At 46.5% G+C, this 15,086-nt stretch carries 13 protein-coding genes; 4 read left to right on the forward strand and 9 right to left on the reverse strand.

Features of this window, described 5'->3' with window-relative positions; genetic code table 11:
* The first annotated feature begins 75 nt into the window (after window positions 1-75).
* Window positions 76-1,122 carry a ketol-acid reductoisomerase gene (ilvC, locus tag U2P89_RS00340; RefSeq protein WP_019541171.1) on the forward strand — a complete coding sequence of 349 codons (1,047 nt, stop codon included), beginning with the start codon at window positions 76-78 and terminating at the stop codon, window positions 1,120-1,122.
* Between the two features lie 169 nt (window positions 1,123-1,291).
* On the opposite strand, the gene pdxA is transcribed toward ilvC, so the two are convergent.
* Together pdxA and U2P89_RS00350 are read right to left on the reverse strand one after the other, a co-directional pair.
* Window positions 1,292-2,389: a 4-hydroxythreonine-4-phosphate dehydrogenase PdxA gene (gene pdxA / locus U2P89_RS00345; protein WP_313382144.1), complete on the reverse strand. Its 1,098-nt coding sequence runs from the start codon at window positions 2,387-2,389 to the stop codon at window positions 1,292-1,294.
* A 55-nt stretch (window positions 2,390-2,444) separates the two neighbouring features.
* Window positions 2,445-3,446 carry a DUF4837 family protein gene (locus U2P89_RS00350; protein WP_322190321.1) on the reverse strand — a complete coding sequence of 334 codons (1,002 nt, stop codon included), beginning with the start codon at window positions 3,444-3,446 and terminating at the stop codon, window positions 2,445-2,447.
* A 317-nt stretch (window positions 3,447-3,763) separates the two neighbouring features.
* Here U2P89_RS00350 and U2P89_RS00355 point away from each other — a divergent pair, with 317 nt between their 5' ends.
* Window positions 3,764-4,756, forward strand: a complete 993-nt coding sequence (locus U2P89_RS00355) for a hypothetical protein (RefSeq protein WP_322190322.1) — start codon at window positions 3,764-3,766, stop codon at window positions 4,754-4,756.
* Window positions 4,757-4,778: 22 nt separating this feature from the next.
* Here U2P89_RS00355 and rlmN read toward each other — a convergent pair whose 3' ends face one another.
* Window positions 4,779-5,801, reverse strand: a complete 1,023-nt coding sequence (gene rlmN, locus U2P89_RS00360; protein WP_322190323.1) for a 23S rRNA (adenine(2503)-C(2))-methyltransferase RlmN — start codon at window positions 5,799-5,801, stop codon at window positions 4,779-4,781.
* A 142-nt stretch (window positions 5,802-5,943) separates the two neighbouring features.
* Here rlmN and U2P89_RS00365 point away from each other — a divergent pair, with 142 nt between their 5' ends.
* Together U2P89_RS00365 and U2P89_RS00370 are read left to right on the forward strand one after the other, a co-directional pair.
* The gene (locus tag U2P89_RS00365; RefSeq protein WP_322190324.1) at window positions 5,944-6,840 is read left to right on the forward strand and encodes an alpha/beta hydrolase; all 897 of its coding nucleotides are present in this window, start codon (window positions 5,944-5,946) and stop codon (window positions 6,838-6,840) included.
* Window positions 6,841-6,946: 106 nt separating this feature from the next.
* Window positions 6,947-7,807 carry a helix-turn-helix domain-containing protein gene (locus U2P89_RS00370; protein WP_322190325.1) on the forward strand — a complete coding sequence of 287 codons (861 nt, stop codon included), beginning with the start codon at window positions 6,947-6,949 and terminating at the stop codon, window positions 7,805-7,807.
* 382 nt (window positions 7,808-8,189) lie between these two features.
* Here U2P89_RS00370 and U2P89_RS00375 read toward each other — a convergent pair whose 3' ends face one another.
* The 6 genes from U2P89_RS00375 to U2P89_RS00400 form a co-directional block, all read right to left on the reverse strand.
* Window positions 8,190-8,906, reverse strand: coding sequence for a head GIN domain-containing protein (locus U2P89_RS00375; RefSeq protein ID WP_322190326.1), 717 nt, complete (start codon window positions 8,904-8,906; stop codon window positions 8,190-8,192).
* 108 nt (window positions 8,907-9,014) lie between these two features.
* Complete coding sequence (locus U2P89_RS00380; RefSeq protein WP_322190327.1) at window positions 9,015-10,325, reverse strand: TolC family protein; 1,311 nt, start codon at window positions 10,323-10,325, stop codon at window positions 9,015-9,017.
* A 5-nt stretch (window positions 10,326-10,330) separates the two neighbouring features.
* A complete protein-coding gene (locus U2P89_RS00385) occupies window positions 10,331-11,437 on the reverse strand; it encodes an efflux RND transporter periplasmic adaptor subunit (protein WP_091909854.1) in 1,107 nt (368 codons plus the stop codon).
* 131 nt (window positions 11,438-11,568) lie between these two features.
* Window positions 11,569-12,816, reverse strand: coding sequence for an ABC transporter permease (locus U2P89_RS00390; RefSeq protein WP_322190328.1), 1,248 nt, complete (start codon window positions 12,814-12,816; stop codon window positions 11,569-11,571).
* Between the two features lie 87 nt (window positions 12,817-12,903).
* On the reverse strand, window positions 12,904-14,166 hold the full coding sequence (locus U2P89_RS00395) for an ABC transporter permease (RefSeq protein WP_091909851.1): 1,263 nt from the start codon (window positions 14,164-14,166) through the stop codon (window positions 12,904-12,906).
* The gene (locus tag U2P89_RS00400; RefSeq protein ID WP_076931074.1) at window positions 14,163-14,885 is read right to left on the reverse strand and encodes an ABC transporter ATP-binding protein; all 723 of its coding nucleotides are present in this window, start codon (window positions 14,883-14,885) and stop codon (window positions 14,163-14,165) included. The genes U2P89_RS00395 and U2P89_RS00400 overlap by 4 nt, the downstream gene beginning before the upstream one ends.
* Window positions 14,886-15,086 lie beyond the last annotated feature (201 nt).

Here is a 15,086-nt window from a genome sequence, read left to right on the forward strand (position 1 = left end):
TTTAGTCCTTAGTCCTAATTTCTTAGTTCTTAGTTCTAACGATACCCTATCTCATGACAATAAAAAATTGAACAAATGGCAAAAATGAATTTTGGCGGGGTTGAGGAAAATGTAGTTACCCGCGAAGAATTTCCCCTTGAAAAAGCGCGGGAAGTATTAAAAGATGAAACAATCGCGGTGATCGGTTACGGTGTGCAAGGCCCCGGACAATCTCTTAACCTGCGTGATAACGGTTTTAACGTGATCATAGGACAGCGGAAAGAGAGTAAAACCTGGGATAAGGCGGTGGCCGACGGCTGGGTACCGGGTGAGACGCTCTTTGATATTGAAGAAGCCTGCCAACGGGGAACGATTATTCAGTACCTGTTATCTGATGCGGCACAGATTGCCCTGTGGGACACAGTGAAGAAACATCTGACTCCCGGCAAGGCGCTCTATTTCTCACACGGCTTTGGTATTACCTATAAAGATCGTACCGGTATTGTTCCGCCTGCCGATGTGGATGTGATCCTGGTAGCTCCCAAAGGATCGGGTACGAGCCTCCGTAAGATGTTCCTGGAAGGACGGGGACTGAATTCCAGCTATGCTATCTATCAGGATGCTACAGGTAAGGCATATGATCGTGCAGTAGCTCTGGGTATAGGTGTAGGTTCAGGTTATCTGTTTGAAACCGATTTCAAACGTGAAGTATATTCCGATCTGACCGGCGAGCGCGGTACGCTTATGGGCGCTATTCAGGGGCTGTTACTGGCACAGTACGAAGTGTTGCGTGAGAACGGACATACGCCTTCGGAAGCATTCAACGAGACGGTGGAAGAACTTACTCAATCGCTGATGCCATTATTCGCCGAAAAAGGAATGGACTGGATGTATGCCAACTGTTCTACTACCGCACAACGCGGTGCCCTTGACTGGATGGGACCGTTCCATGATGCTACCAAGCCGGTATTTGAAAAACTCTATAAAGAGGTAGCCAGTGGCAATGAAGCGCAACGTTCTATCGACAGTAATTCACAATCCGATTACAGGGAAAAACTGGAAGAGGAACTGAAAGCCCTTCGTGAAAGCGAGATGTGGCAAACCGGAGCTGTCGTGAGAAAGCTGCGTCCGGAGAATAATTGATTACTGCAAAACTGATTAGCAGTAGATAAAAAGAGCCTGGCATTTCGTCGGGCTCTTTTTTTATTATCAAAATCGTTGAATTGTGAAATTGTTGAATCTTGAAATTCCAAACTCAGCCTGAAATTTCAACCTCAAATCCTGAATCTTGAATCTTGAATCTTGAATTTTCTTATATCTCTTCCTCTCCGGTCAGATCGAGTTTCTCATCGTCCTTACCCCGGTCGAAGAACATCTTTTTGAGGGGGTTCTTACGGGCTTCATCATAAGCCAGCCGGTTCCTGAAAATATCAATACCCATATAGATCGCCTGACGGAACGATTCATCGGAAGCCAGGTTCTTTCCTGCGATATCGTAAGCGGTACCATGATCGGGCGAAGTACGTACGATGGGTAGTCCGGCCGTAAAATTAACTCCCGAATCCATAGCAAGTGTCTTGAAAGGGATCAATCCCTGATCGTGATACATCGCCAGGATGGCATCGAACTCCTTGAAGCGCCCCGAGCCGAAGAATCCGTCGGCAGCAAAAGGGCCGGCACAGAGGATCCATTGGTCCTGTGCCTCTTTCACGGCAGGGGCAATGATGTCTGCTTCCTCTTTTCCCAGCAATCCGTTTTCACCTGCATGCGGGTTTAATCCCAATACGGCAATACGGGGATTCTCTACTCTGAAATCACGCTTCAGCGTGTGGTCGAGTGTCTTCAGCTTCTCCATGATCAATTCCCTGGAAAGTTTCGAAGAGACTTCCGCCAGGGGTACATGAGTAGTGGCCAGTGCTACACGCAATGTTTCCGTTGCCATGATCATTAAAGCCTTTTCCCCGTTCGAGGCAAAGCGTTCCTCTAAAAATTCGGTATGTCCGGGAAATTGAAAACGATCATTCTGGATAGTGTCTTTATTGATGGGAAGGGTGACCAGCAGGTCGATCTTGCCGCTAGCAAGATCACGACAAGCAGCATCTAATGCCGTATAAGCCGACTCTCCTGCATCGGTACTTGCCGATCCCAACTCTATCTTGATCTCCTCCCTGACACAATTGACAAGATTGACTTTTCCTTCATGCGATTCTTCGACTTTGGAAATAATATGAAAATTCATCGCGTCGCTGTTCAACACCTTCCGGTGATAGGACGCCGATTTGGATGATCCGTATACGATTGGGTGGAACAACTCAAGTATTCTGGCATCGGAGAAGGCCTTCAACAGGATTTCATATCCTACACCGTTCACATCGCCATGCGTGATGCCCACCTTGATTAAATCTGACATGTATATATGTTAATTAAAGAACTTAAGTGTGATTAAAAATCTATATAATAATATATTAAGACTCCTTCTTTTCATCATTTGGAATACTGATGGTGTATAATGCGGATTCCAGATTACGAAGCAGATTCCGTTTATTCATTTCCGGGGCATATACAAATACCTCGGCGACCACCACCATGCCGGTATTCTCGTTTACAAACGCATGCATGACAAACGGTCCGCCCATCATATCGGTGGTCATCTCCCACAGGCCACGCAATTCGGCCCTAAAGAGGCCGTCCGTCTCCATTTTCCGGTAATCGGGTGAGTAGACGGTAGCTGTAGCCATTTGGGAGTCGAATGACCCTTTTATATATTCACCCAATACCCTGTTGCGGATACTGATGAGGGAATCCTTCTCGAAAACGGTCTCTGAGGTATAGGGAAACTGGTATATTACGATATCCTGACGACCGCGTGCAGCATTGTTGGTAGCCCAATAAAAGTTCTCATGTTCTGTAATGTTGGGCAATCCCTTTGGAAAATGCATATTAATACCAAAAATCTGCTTTACCCGTGATACCGGCTCTTTTATCTGGTTTTTCAGATAGTTGGCATTCCGTTCCAACTCCTTGGTGATGAAATAATCTACGATGCTCTCCCTGTTTTCAGTTACGAACTCCACAAAACTGGCCGTATCGGGAGCATGGATATTCATGATGACCTGTCCCATGGCGTATTTGTCGAGATCTGCCGTGAGTTTGGGGTAACTGTATATGTCTGATATTTCGGGAATAATCACGTTCCGGGCTACCTTAAAAGTACTGGTGAAATTTTCCGGGGTAAGTTGCAGTATCCGGAAGTTAGGCTCGGGCTGGGGTAGTGCCTTTACGTTAGAATTAAGTACGCCGAAAAGGGACCTTCCTGCAGGACCTTCCCAAGCATTCTCGTCCATTATTACAATCACTTCATTGGTTGTTCCCGAAGCGGAGAAAAAACTCCCACTGCCATCACACGATGTAAACAGCGTTAGCAGGGCAAGAATAACTGGCAGTAATACGGCATATTGCTTCTTCATATCGACGTAGTTTTAAAAGGTTTATATTTCGTTTTTAACTTTAGGAACCTCCATATTAAACCCAATAATCAAAATCAGGCTGAACGGGCCGTCAGTCAAAAGAACTCAACGGCTCTAAACATTGAACCGGCCTGTTTTAATAAACAAATATACGATTATTTGTGTGAAATAAAACCGGAAAGGTTAAAATAATCGTTAAACATACCGGGAGAAACATGGTTTTCAGGAATCGGTATGAACAATCATTATTTTATTTCGGTTATAGGTTAAGGGTTGTTCAGAGGAATAACCTCTACAAATTAAAAATCACAGTCAATATGGAAAAAGTATTCAATGTAGGCAGGGTCTTATTGATTACAATACCCTTTTTGCTTTTAGCATGCGCGAAATCAGATGGTTATGGTGACGACAATGATGGTGATGGAGGTACTCCGCCCCCGGGAACGGTACAACTGCCCGGCCATATCTATCATCAATATACTTCGGAAGTGAACAGGATAAATATGCAGACCTGGGAAGAGTCAGTCCTGTTCGAATATAATGCATACAGCACGGTAAGTTGGGGACTGAGCCGCGATGGCAAGACACGGATTATCACTTCGAGAGAATCAGGAACCTACGACCGGACACGATTCACGTTGGTAAATGTAGAAGACAATACGGTTATGAATTATTTCGATTATGTCCCTTTATATAGTGACAATACGCGAAATCATGGCGAAATATCCTTTGACAACACATTGATTCTTATTCAACCCGATGGTAGTGATAACGGTATTGTGATCCTCGATATCGACGGAGAGGTAAAGCATCAAATGCCGGCTGTCAATGGTGAAGGTTTTTCATCGGATGATGAGGCGGTATGGTTGCCGGACAATGCGATTTTGTTCACTTTTAACCAGATACTTTTGCGCACCGACCCTCCTTATACTTCCATTACTCCGATCAGGGAGATGAATTATGAAAATTGGGGAAATATCCGGGTAAGCCCCGATGGCAAGAAGATGACTTTTTATATTGGGCGGCATATGTTTATGATGGATACCGATGGCGAGAATCTGGTACAGGTGACCGATAGTAAAGAAAATGAAGAAATTTTTGCCGAGTTTTCTCCCGATGGGAAATATTTGCTGATTGGAGCCGACTATTTCCATGCTCCCAATTCGGGTAATTCCCACTGGTTCCTGAAGATTATCCCTGCTGACGGAAAGAAGTACGATCTGGATAACGATCCGGCAGTTATTCCGGTCATACCCAAAGGTAAAAGCAGTATAGTACGGGCTAATCGGGTAACCCTCTGGCGGCCTTAGGGTAGGTAGTAGAGAAACCTGTTTACACCAGTTTCGCCGTCGACAGCATGCCACAGGCGGCGAAGATATCCTCTCCCCGCGAAGCACGGATGGTGCAGATAAACCCTTTGGCGGTAAGGAAATCGCGGAATTTGACCATATTCTCGTTGGTGGAGGGTTTGAGGTTACTCATCGGGATCACATGGAAACGGATCAGGTTGATGCGGCAATCCAGTCCGGCGAGCAGTTTGACCAGTTCGCGCGCGTAGAGCAGCGAGTCGTTTACTCCGTCGAACATGATATATTCGAATGAAAGCCTCCTCTGTCGGCTCCAGTCGTACTCGCGCAGCATTTCGATCACCGAAGCCGAAGGTGCCGATTTCTCAATCGGCATGATAGCCAGCCGCTCTTCCGGGATCGGGTTGTGAAGGCTGACCGCCAGATGGCATTTGCTTTCATCGAGAAACCGTTTCAGGTTCGACGTCAACCCGATGGTGGAGAGTGTGATCCGCCTGGGACTCCAACCCAGTCCATATTCTGCCTGAAGCAGTTCCGACGCCTTCTTCACGTTTTTGTAATTATCCAATGGTTCACCCATTCCCATAAATACCAGGTTGGTGATCTCTTCTGAGCCGGGTACCGAGTAGACCTGGTTCAGTATTTCCGTAGCAGTGAGGTTGTCATGGAATCCCTGTTTACCCGTCATGCAGAAGTCGCAGTTCATCCTGCATCCCACCTGCGAGGAGACACAGATGGTGAGGCGGTCCTCTTCGGGGATAGTCACTGTCTCGATAAATTTCCCGCTGTATGTCCTGAACAGCATCTTCCGTGTGCCGTCTACTGATGTCTGTATATCTAACGGTTCTGACCTTCCTATATCGAATTTCTCCGAGAGAAGTTGCCGGTTTTTTAATGAAATGTTGGTCATCTCATCGATGCGCTTCACCCGTTTCACATAGATCCAGTCGGCAATCTGCTTGCCGGTGAATTTGGGCAATCCCAGTTCAGTAACGCTTTCGGTAATTTCGGTAAGCGTCATCCCCAGAAGATATTGTTTTTGATCCATTTGCTGCAATTATAATTAGAGTGCAAAGATAGCACCAACCGACCGTTTTTCTTCTATCATAGTAATATAAAATGAATCTGTTTCATCTTCGGATTTGAAAAATCCTTATCTTTGCCATGAAACAAAATCATGTAAAAAGACAATGAAACGGACTATATTCTCACTTTTCTTCTTTTCAGCAATGACGATAACCCTTATGGCACAACATAATCCGGTACTGTTATTTCCCGACGGAGCACCGGGCGAATCCCGGAAGATGAAACAGGTAGATGACCTGGGTGGCAACAAGGTCGCCGGATGCCCTGTACTCCGTATCAGTAATGTGAGTGAACCGACGCTCACCTTTTATCCTGCACCTGCCGGCAATAATACCGGTGCCACTATCATTGTGAATCCGGGGGGCGGTTACAATATCCTGGCATATAACCTCGAAGGGTCTGAGATTTGTAAACGTTTCAACAGTTTCGGCGTCAACTGTGTATTGGTGAAATACCGTGTGCCGCGTCGTGAAGGATTGGAAAAGCATACAGCGCCATTGCAGGATCTGCAACGTGCCATTGCTTATACACGTTCCCATGCAAATGAATGGAATATCGACCCGGATAGGATCGGAGTGATGGGGTTCTCCGCCGGAGCACATCTCGCAGCCATGGCCAGTACGGCGTATGGAGAACGTACCTATCCGAAGACCGATGCTTTTGATGAGGCGAACCTTCGTCCCGATTTCTGTATCCTTATCTATCCGGCGTATTTATCGGGAGAGAATTTCTCGATTACTCCCGAACTGAAAGTAAATGCTGGCACACCTCCCACCATCCTTATCCAGACTCAGGACGACAAGAGCTATATCGACAGCAGTTTGTTTTATTATTATGCACTGAAACAGGCAAATGTGCCGGCAGCAATGCATCTGTATCCCTCCGGTGGTCATGGTTATGGATTACGCAATACCGGCCATACTGTGAATGAATGGCCTCACCGCGTCCTTTCCTGGATGCGGGATATCGGTATGACAGGGAAAATGAAGAATGAAGAATGAAGAATTTGCCCGTCGCAGAGGATGGAAAACCTGCGTGTTATAGGTACGGTCTATCCGCTGGGCGGATGAAAATGAAAAGTTTAAAACCAGTTAATCGTGGTACGGAATGATCATACAATATGATTTTTTCAGGACAAAATACGGTCAGGAATTGCTGATTGATCTTATCCGGTTGGAAGATTTGGAAAAATACATAAAAGCATCGCCCGTTCAACGGTTGTCTTATTATGATATTACCGTTATTACCAGTGGATACGGATCCCTTGTCATTGATCTCCATGAACAACCCCTTGAACAAGAGACTGTCTTTTTTTCCTCCCCGGGACAGGTGCGAAAATGGAACACGGATGATACCCCAAAAGGTTATGTTCTGATTTTCGAAGATGAGTTTCTATATACATTTTTCAACGACACGCAGTTTATACGACATCTTTCCTTTTTCCATACATATGAAAAACCACCGGTTCTGCAATTGACATCTGACGATTATTATAAACTGGCTACCCTGTTTCAGGACGTAAAAAATGAAATCGTATCTTTTAAGGAGTATGACAAACATATTCTCCGGGCATTGCTTTACCAGATACTGATCTTCCTGAACCGGAAATTTATTTCGGTATATCCTTCGACGGAAAAGAAACCGATGAACCGGTATATCAAAGAATTTATCCGGTTGGTGGACATAGAATACCGCCGGTATAGAACCGTAGAACATTATGCACAACAATTGGCTATCACAGGCGGGCACCTGAACAGCCTTGTAAAGGATTATTTCGGAGTAAGCGCCAAGAGATACATTCTCGGCAGAAATCTGCTGGAAGCCAAACGGATGCTTCAATATACCGATATGAGTATCGATGAAATAGCCGCTTTCCTGAATTATGAAAACACTACTTACTTCGTACGGGTATTCAAAGAACATACCGGGACGACACCTCTGCATTTCCGAAAACAAAGAAATCCCTGAAAAGTATCATTTCTTCCGTGATTGTTTCTCCGGATACAGAACCAGAGTATCTACCAATATTTCTCCACATACCAATACTTAATTAACTATTATTCCGGAGAACAAATATTCTTCAATAGAGTGTGACCTCCGCACGGGTATAACCATTACTACAACAAACAAAAGAATGATTGTGGCTTTTAAATCTGTTTTTTTCATTGTATCATTTTTATTGCAATTATAAATTCCTGTATTGCAGATTTACGAATAAGCCGTAATTAGAGGTGTTTTACGTAAATGTTTAATATTAAAAAAAGAGAACGGGGACTTTCACAAGCCTCCGTCCTCGAAATTTTTTGTAATTAAAAGTAGAAGTAGAGTATTTATCAAGTAGTCAAGGGGATTAATTCCCTGCTTTTATTTTTCCTAAACCCTCTTTATTGAGTTCTTTGTCTGCCGGGTTACCATAATAGGTGACATTGCCGATACCTTCTGAGCGTACTTTGAGGTGTTGCGACGCGTAGCAGCTTACGTTACCGACTCCCTGCGACGTGACCACGGCACTTCGTGAAGTGAGTTTCGTAGTATTGATGTTTCCTACGCCCTGGGACTTTATCTCCACTTTGTCGGTCTTGCCACCCAAAGAGATGTTGCCCACTCCTTCGGAAGAGATATAAATGGATCCGGCATCGAGTTTGTCTGCCCTGAGATTGCCTACCCCCTCCGAATCGATAGTCAGTTCGGGGGTACTGAAAGCGCCATCGATCTCGATATTCCCCACACCGTCGAAATCGAGCCTGGTCAGGGTAGGGGTGGAGATGGAAATAAGCAACTTGTCAGAACGTCCTTTATTTCTTTTCAGATGACGGTCTTCCATTGTAAGGATCAGTTTGTCGTTGTCCATCCGGACATCGAGGCGGTTGAGCAATTCTTCACTACCCTCTGCAGTCACACTGACAGTAGGGGATTGCTTGATATGAATATTGGCTATTACCGATGATTCGATAGCCGTAAATTCACTCACTTCAAATTGATCCGCAGCCTGGCGCGATTGCGCTCCTACGGAAATGCAGGCTGTGAATAGCACTGCAATAAGGGTTAATGTAGCTGATATTTTCATGTCTGTTGAATGTTGAGTTATGAGTTATAAGTTATAAGTTATAAGTTGAGCAAATGAGTGCATCATTTATTCATTAGATCATCAAATCAATGAAATGGTTACGGATGTTCAATCTTTTAACAGTTCCAGGATCTTCAAACGGAATGCGTATTCATATTTGGCCTGTGCCTCTTCTCCCAGCACTTGTGTGAGGTTGTTTTTCGCGAGGAATAGTTCATAGGAGTTGGCGCGGCCGCTCTCATATTTTTCTTCCGCAAAACGGTAGGATTCCCGGCTGGCTTCGATCGATTTCCGGGCGGCATCCCAGCGGCTTTTAGCTCCTGTGGCGTTGTAATAAGCCTGCTCGATCCGTTTGCGCAATTCGACTTTTGTTTTGTCCATTTCCAGTTGTGTGTTGGCGATGGCGAGTTCTGCACTGTGAACACTGTTCCTGATCTGGAACCTGTTGAAGATGGGAATACGGAGGCTGAAACCGAGCGAATTACTCATGTTGTTGCGCAACTGCGAACTGAAAGAGGTGTTATCCCTGCCGCTCATCCTGTAGTAACCGGTTCCCATATTGACTCCGAACGAGAGGGAGGGGTAATATTGTGCCTTTGCCATCAACAGTTCTTTTTCACTGCTTTCCAGCCGGTAGCGCATGCCCCGTATCTCCGGACGATTCACCAGTGCACTTTCGTATACCGCTTCCGACTGCAAAAGGGTGGCTTCGTTAATCAGTGTTTCAGCGGGGGGCGCTGTAATATCGAAATTGTTGAATTCCTCCAGTTCCATGATTTGGGCGAGATCGAGCAATGCCAGTTTGAGGTTGCTCTCTGCCTGCACACGGTTCAGTTCTTCCTTGGCCAACTGTGCTTCTAATTCATAGAGTTCCCCCTGTGCCATCTTGCCGCTTTTCACTAATTCACTCCGTCGTTGCAGGTTGGCCTGGGTGGTCTCGATCTGGTTCTCCGCGATCTGCAGTAACTCCCGGTTGAGCAATGCCTGAAGGAAGGCGGTAGAAACACTCATTACCACATCGTCGCGCATCTTCTCCAGATCGGCTTCCGACGCCTGCATATCGGCCTTCCGTGCGTCGATGTTGTGTTTCATCCGCAAACCATCGAAAAGGGTGATATCACCCCCGATACTGAAACTGGTCTGCGATGAGTTGGTGTTCTCGTAAACGTTGTCGAGGCCGATGGAGCGACCGAATACGAAATTCTGCCCTGCCGAAGCGTTCAGGTTGGGCAGCAGATCTGCACGTGCCTGGCTGTAAGCGATCTCCCGCTGTTGCCTGCCGATTTCCTGCTGTTTGATGTTACGATTGTTCTCCAGCGCAATATCGATGCACTCCAACAGGGTATATTTCTGCTGTGCCGCTGCCTGAAATAGGGAAGCGCTGAAGAACAGGGCGATGATAATAGTTCTGATATGCATGGTTGTTACTTTTTCTTGTCCTCAATGATCTCTGTTCCACGGATCTTGTCATTCTCTTTCAGCCCTTCGGTCACTTCGATACGGATTCCGTCCGACAAGCCGATTTTCACATGCTTCCGTTCGAATTCCTGCGGTTTCTCGCTTTTCACCATATAGACGAAAGCCGAGTCGCCACTAAATTCCACTGAACTTTCAGGAATGGTTACCACATCTTTACGCTGATCTAAAATAATATCGGCGTTAGCGCTGTAGCCTGCCCGGATAAATAAATCCTGCGGCAATTGCAGGGCGGCTTTCATTTCGAAGAGGATGGCTCCGCTCTCTTCTATGCCTTTAGGTGAGACATACTCCAGCAAGGCGGGTATCTTCAGGTCCTGGATGGCGCCGATGGTGATCTCCATGGGCATTTCCACTGAGAGTTTACCTACTTCCGTCTCGTCGATCTTGCCGACGAAAAGCATGTCCCCCAGGTCGGCCACCGATGCCACGGTGGTACCATCGTTGAAGTTATTGGACTGGATCACCGAGTTACCTGCTTTGACAGGAACATCGAGGATAGTACCGCTTACCGTGGAACGTACCAGCGTGTTACTGGTCTGTGCCGAACTTTTGGTAATCCCGGTGCGCACCAGACTCAGGTTGTCGTTGGCGGCGCGCAGTTCTTCCTGATCGTTTTTGTACTGTAATTCCACCTTCTCGAACTCTTCCCTTGAAATCACTTCATTTTCAAAGAGTTTTTTATCCCGATCATAATTGATCCGGCTTTGGTTGGCAGCCAACCGGGCTCTTTCGACACGCGATTCGGCACTGCTTTCGTTCACCATATCGGGTACTACCTGTATCCTAGCAATGATATCTCCGGCCTTTACGGTTTCGCCTGCCTCTTTGTAAACCTCGGCAATGATACCCGACATTTGCGGTTTGATTAGGATCTCATTGCGCGGTTCTACTTTCCCTGTAGCCACAGTTCGTTTTTCGATATCACCTTTGGTGGCCGCCTCTATTTTGTAAGTCACAATTTTCGGGCGCGATTTCTGCCAGAGAAATACAAAAGTGGATATTACCAAGAGCCCTAACAGGGTCAATCCTACAATTCGCAATATTTTCTTCATATTATTCTATATTTCATATTCAAAATTTAAAATTCAAGATTTCATTGTCAATTGTCAATTATCCATTGTCAATTGAGTAAAATCAGTAAATCATCACATCAAATCGACCTTTCCACCTTCCCACATTTTTATTACTCCTCACTGATCGCTTCTACGGGTTTAATCATCATAGCCCGTTGTGCAGGTATATATCCCGCCATAGCACCAATCACAATAAGGATCAGGAGTGAACCGATGGCCATGCCGAACGAGACCTGCGGGTCTTTAAAGAACTGGTCGCTCTGGCTGAGTACGATTCCGGCCCCCCGGAGCACGCCCACCCCCAGCACAATACCGAGGAGTCCTGCCAATACCGTGAGCACTACGCTCTCACTGAGGATCTGCCCTATGATGTTCCGCGGCGTGGCTCCCAGTGCCCGGCGGATACCGATCTCTTTGGTGCGCTCGCGCACGGTGACCAGCATGATATTGCTCACGCCGATGGCACCCGCGAAGAGCGTGCCCAGTCCCACGATCCATATCAGAGCGGATATGCCGATACCCAGGTAGTTGAACATTTTGAATTGTTCCTCTATGTTCATGGTCCATACCGCGTCTTTGTCGTCGGGTGAGACCTGATGCTGTTGTTTCAGGATCTCCAGTATCTGGTCCTGCACCTTTTTTACCGGAACTCCCTCTTTGGCGGTGGCTGCCAGTAAGTGAACGATATTTCCCTGGTTGAAAGCCTGTTGCATGGTGGAGAATGGTAAGACAACCGTTTCGGCTGTTTCACCCCCTATATTGACGCCTGAGGTGCTACGGGCTACTCCCACCACCTGGAAATAGATGCCATTCACACGGACCTGTTTGCCGGTAGGGTCTTCTCCTTTCTGGAAGAGTACTTCATAGATACGTTCTCCGATGACGCATACTTTTCTCTTTTCCGCGATATCGATATCATTGACATACCGTCCGTAGAGCATTTTGCTCTTTTCTATCAGGTCGTATTCGGGATAACAGCCTTTTATCCGGTAGGAGCCGTTTTTATCGCCCCTTACCACATTTTTTTCATTGCCGCCGCTGAACAGCATGGGAGAGATGTACTGCAATTCACTTACCTTTTCTTTTATCACAGGTATATCGCTGTTGGTAATGTTCCATCTCCTTCCTTTCCGGAAACCCTTATAAGGAAGTGTTGTCCGGTTGGCTTCAAAGAAACAGGAGTTGGTGGCAAACCCTTCGATCTGTGAAAAGATACCTTTTTCGAGCGCATTGCCTGATCCCACCATCAGCACCAGCATCAGCACTCCCCAGAAGACGCTAAAGGCGGTCAGCACACTCCGTGATTTATTGTGCGTGATAGTGATCCATATTTCATGCCACCTGTCTAAATCAAACATATATACTGATTTGTTTATTTACTAATTTGTTGATTGGCCGATTTACTGAAATCATCACATCAGTAAATCATTACATCATTACATCGGTCATTCCTGTCTCATCGCTTCAATCGGTTTCACCTTTACCGCTTTGCGGGCGGGCAGATAACCGGCGATCACCCCTGAGATGATCAGTATGATCGTTGCGAACAGGGCATATCCCACATCTACTGTAGGATTAGTGAATATCGACATCTGCGGTTCGTCGGACACAGCCTGGGCGGCGGCAGCCTGTTCCATGAAGAAGTTGACCGTTTCGGTGAGACCGATACCCATCATCAACCCGATATACCCGAAAACAGTGGTGATAATGATTGACTCCAGGATAATGGTTTTCAAAATGGATACCGGCGTGGCGCCGATGGCTTTGCGGATCCCTATCTCCCGCGTACGTTCTTTTACCGACACCAGCATAATGTTGCTTACGCTCACAATTCCTGCGATCAATGTGAGGATACCGATAAGAGCGACTATGAAGGTGATCACGCTGAAAATCTTCATTGTCTCCACATAGTCCGACTGTGCATTATATATCCAGAGTGCCTGCTGGTCTTCGGGATTGAAGTTCAACCGTTGTCCCATCAGCGTTCTGAGCGATTCGTTGAACCGGTCATTTTCTTCTTTCGTCACCAGTCCGTCCACGGTAAAGGTGATCTGGTAGAATTTCCGGTTGGGATTGAAAATGGTCTGTGCAGTGGAAAAGGGGATATAGGTATTCGATCCTCCCCACTGTTCTTTCTTGGAATTGATCCCTACCACCTTGAACATGATTTGTCCTACCTTTACCTGTTTGCCGAGCGGCGACTCGTCCTTGAAGAGCAGGTCTGCGACTTTCTTGTCCAATACGATTACCTTGTTCGACTCCTTCATATCGAGTTGATTGATGAAACGCCCATCTTCCGGGGCAATAATCAGGTTCTCGATATCAAAATAGTTCGGCATTACGCCCCTCACCTGGTAAGAACCGTATTCATTGCCGTAAGAGATGGTCTGTGAGGTGTTGATGCGGGCCGTGATGAGCCGACTTTCCTCCACCTCGCTCCTGATCATATTCACTTCACTTTCCGTGAAATGAAGGTTCCGCTCCGATTTCAATCCCTTGTGGGGCATGGAGGTGGTGCCTGACCATAAGTTGATGCGGTTGACCGCCCTGGAGCTGAAATTTTGCATTACCCCGTTTCTGAGGCCGTTGCCAGCCCCCAGCAGGACGATCAGTATGAAGATACCCCACGACACCGAGAGCCCGGTGAGGGTTGTCCGCATCTTGTTTTTCTTCAGCGTTCCCAGTATTTCATGAAGCTGGTCGGTCATACCATTTGTGGTTTTTGAAGTTGGGTGGTGATATGTACGCCGTTATCCTTGCGTGTTTCATATTCGATCATCCCGTCCTTCAGGTGGATGATGCGGTTGGTAGCATCTGCAACCGACGGTTCGTGGGTCACGATAATGGTGGTGATCCCTTCACGATTGAGATTAGTCAGCACTTCCATCACTTCCACGGTAGTCTTGCTGTCGAGGGCGCCGGTAGGTTCGTCAGCCAGAATAATTTTTGGATCTGAGATCAGCGCACGGGCAATGGCCACACGTTGCTTCTGTCCCCCGGAAAGTTCATTCGGCATGTGGTGCGCCCAGTCTTTCAGTCCCATCCTGTCGAGATGCTCCAATGCGATAATATTCCGTTTCTTGCGGCTTACTTTCTTGTAGTAGAGTGGGAGAGCCACATTCTCCAGAGCATTTTTAAAGTTGATGAGGTTGAACGACTGAAAAACAAAACCGATCATCTCATTGCGGTAAAGCGCAGCCTGTGTCTCACTGAGATTCTTTATCAGTGTACCGTTGAGGAAGTATTCGCCCGAATCGTAAGTGTCGAGAATACCCAGGATATTGAGCAGAGTCGATTTCCCCGAACCTGAAGCACCCATGATGGAGACATATTCTCCCGCCCCTATTTCAAGATCGATACCTTTCAGGACATGGAGGGAAAGTGCTTCCGTCCGATAGGACTTATGTAATTGCCGGATTTGAATCATATGATATTATTTCTTGTTTCCTCTATATTTGCTGTTTTTTGCTTAGACTATTGTTCTAGCTGAATGGTTACAGGGTCATGAACGTTTTCGTGAATATGCCATTGCGAGAATTGAAAATCGAGGAGCGAACGCGACTCAATTAACAGTCGAGGAGCGAACGCGACTCAATTAACAGTCGAGGAGCGAACGCGACTCAATTAA

Source organism: Proteiniphilum sp. (assembly GCF_034331125.1).
GTDB classification, from domain to species: Bacteria; Bacteroidota; Bacteroidia; order Bacteroidales; family Dysgonomonadaceae; genus Proteiniphilum; species Proteiniphilum saccharofermentans.

What these genes read in the sequence shown, in the direction of transcription:
- U2P89_RS00365 (WP_322190324.1), top strand. Translation starts at nt 5,944, where the DNA reads ATGAAACGGACTATATTCTCACTTTTCTTCTTTTCAGCAATGACGATA.
- rlmN (WP_322190323.1), bottom strand. Translation starts at nt 5,801, where the DNA reads ATGGATCAAAAACAATATCTTCTGGGGATGACGCTTACCGAAATTACC.
- U2P89_RS00395 (WP_091909851.1), bottom strand. Translation starts at nt 14,166, where the DNA reads ATGACCGACCAGCTTCATGAAATACTGGGAACGCTGAAGAAAAACAAG.
- U2P89_RS00355 (WP_322190322.1), top strand. Translation starts at nt 3,764, where the DNA reads ATGGAAAAAGTATTCAATGTAGGCAGGGTCTTATTGATTACAATACCC.
- U2P89_RS00385 (WP_091909854.1), bottom strand. Translation starts at nt 11,437, where the DNA reads ATGAAGAAAATATTGCGAATTGTAGGATTGACCCTGTTAGGGCTCTTG.
- U2P89_RS00380 (WP_322190327.1), bottom strand. Translation starts at nt 10,325, where the DNA reads ATGCATATCAGAACTATTATCATCGCCCTGTTCTTCAGCGCTTCCCTA.
- U2P89_RS00370 (WP_322190325.1), top strand. Translation starts at nt 6,947, where the DNA reads ATGATCATACAATATGATTTTTTCAGGACAAAATACGGTCAGGAATTG.
- U2P89_RS00400 (WP_076931074.1), bottom strand. Translation starts at nt 14,885, where the DNA reads ATGATTCAAATCCGGCAATTACATAAGTCCTATCGGACGGAAGCACTT.
- ilvC (WP_019541171.1), top strand. Translation starts at nt 76, where the DNA reads ATGGCAAAAATGAATTTTGGCGGGGTTGAGGAAAATGTAGTTACCCGC.
- U2P89_RS00350 (WP_322190321.1), bottom strand. Translation starts at nt 3,446, where the DNA reads ATGAAGAAGCAATATGCCGTATTACTGCCAGTTATTCTTGCCCTGCTA.
- U2P89_RS00390 (WP_322190328.1), bottom strand. Translation starts at nt 12,816, where the DNA reads ATGTTTGATTTAGACAGGTGGCATGAAATATGGATCACTATCACGCAC.
- pdxA (WP_313382144.1), bottom strand. Translation starts at nt 2,389, where the DNA reads ATGTCAGATTTAATCAAGGTGGGCATCACGCATGGCGATGTGAACGGT.
- U2P89_RS00375 (WP_322190326.1), bottom strand. Translation starts at nt 8,906, where the DNA reads ATGAAAATATCAGCTACATTAACCCTTATTGCAGTGCTATTCACAGCC.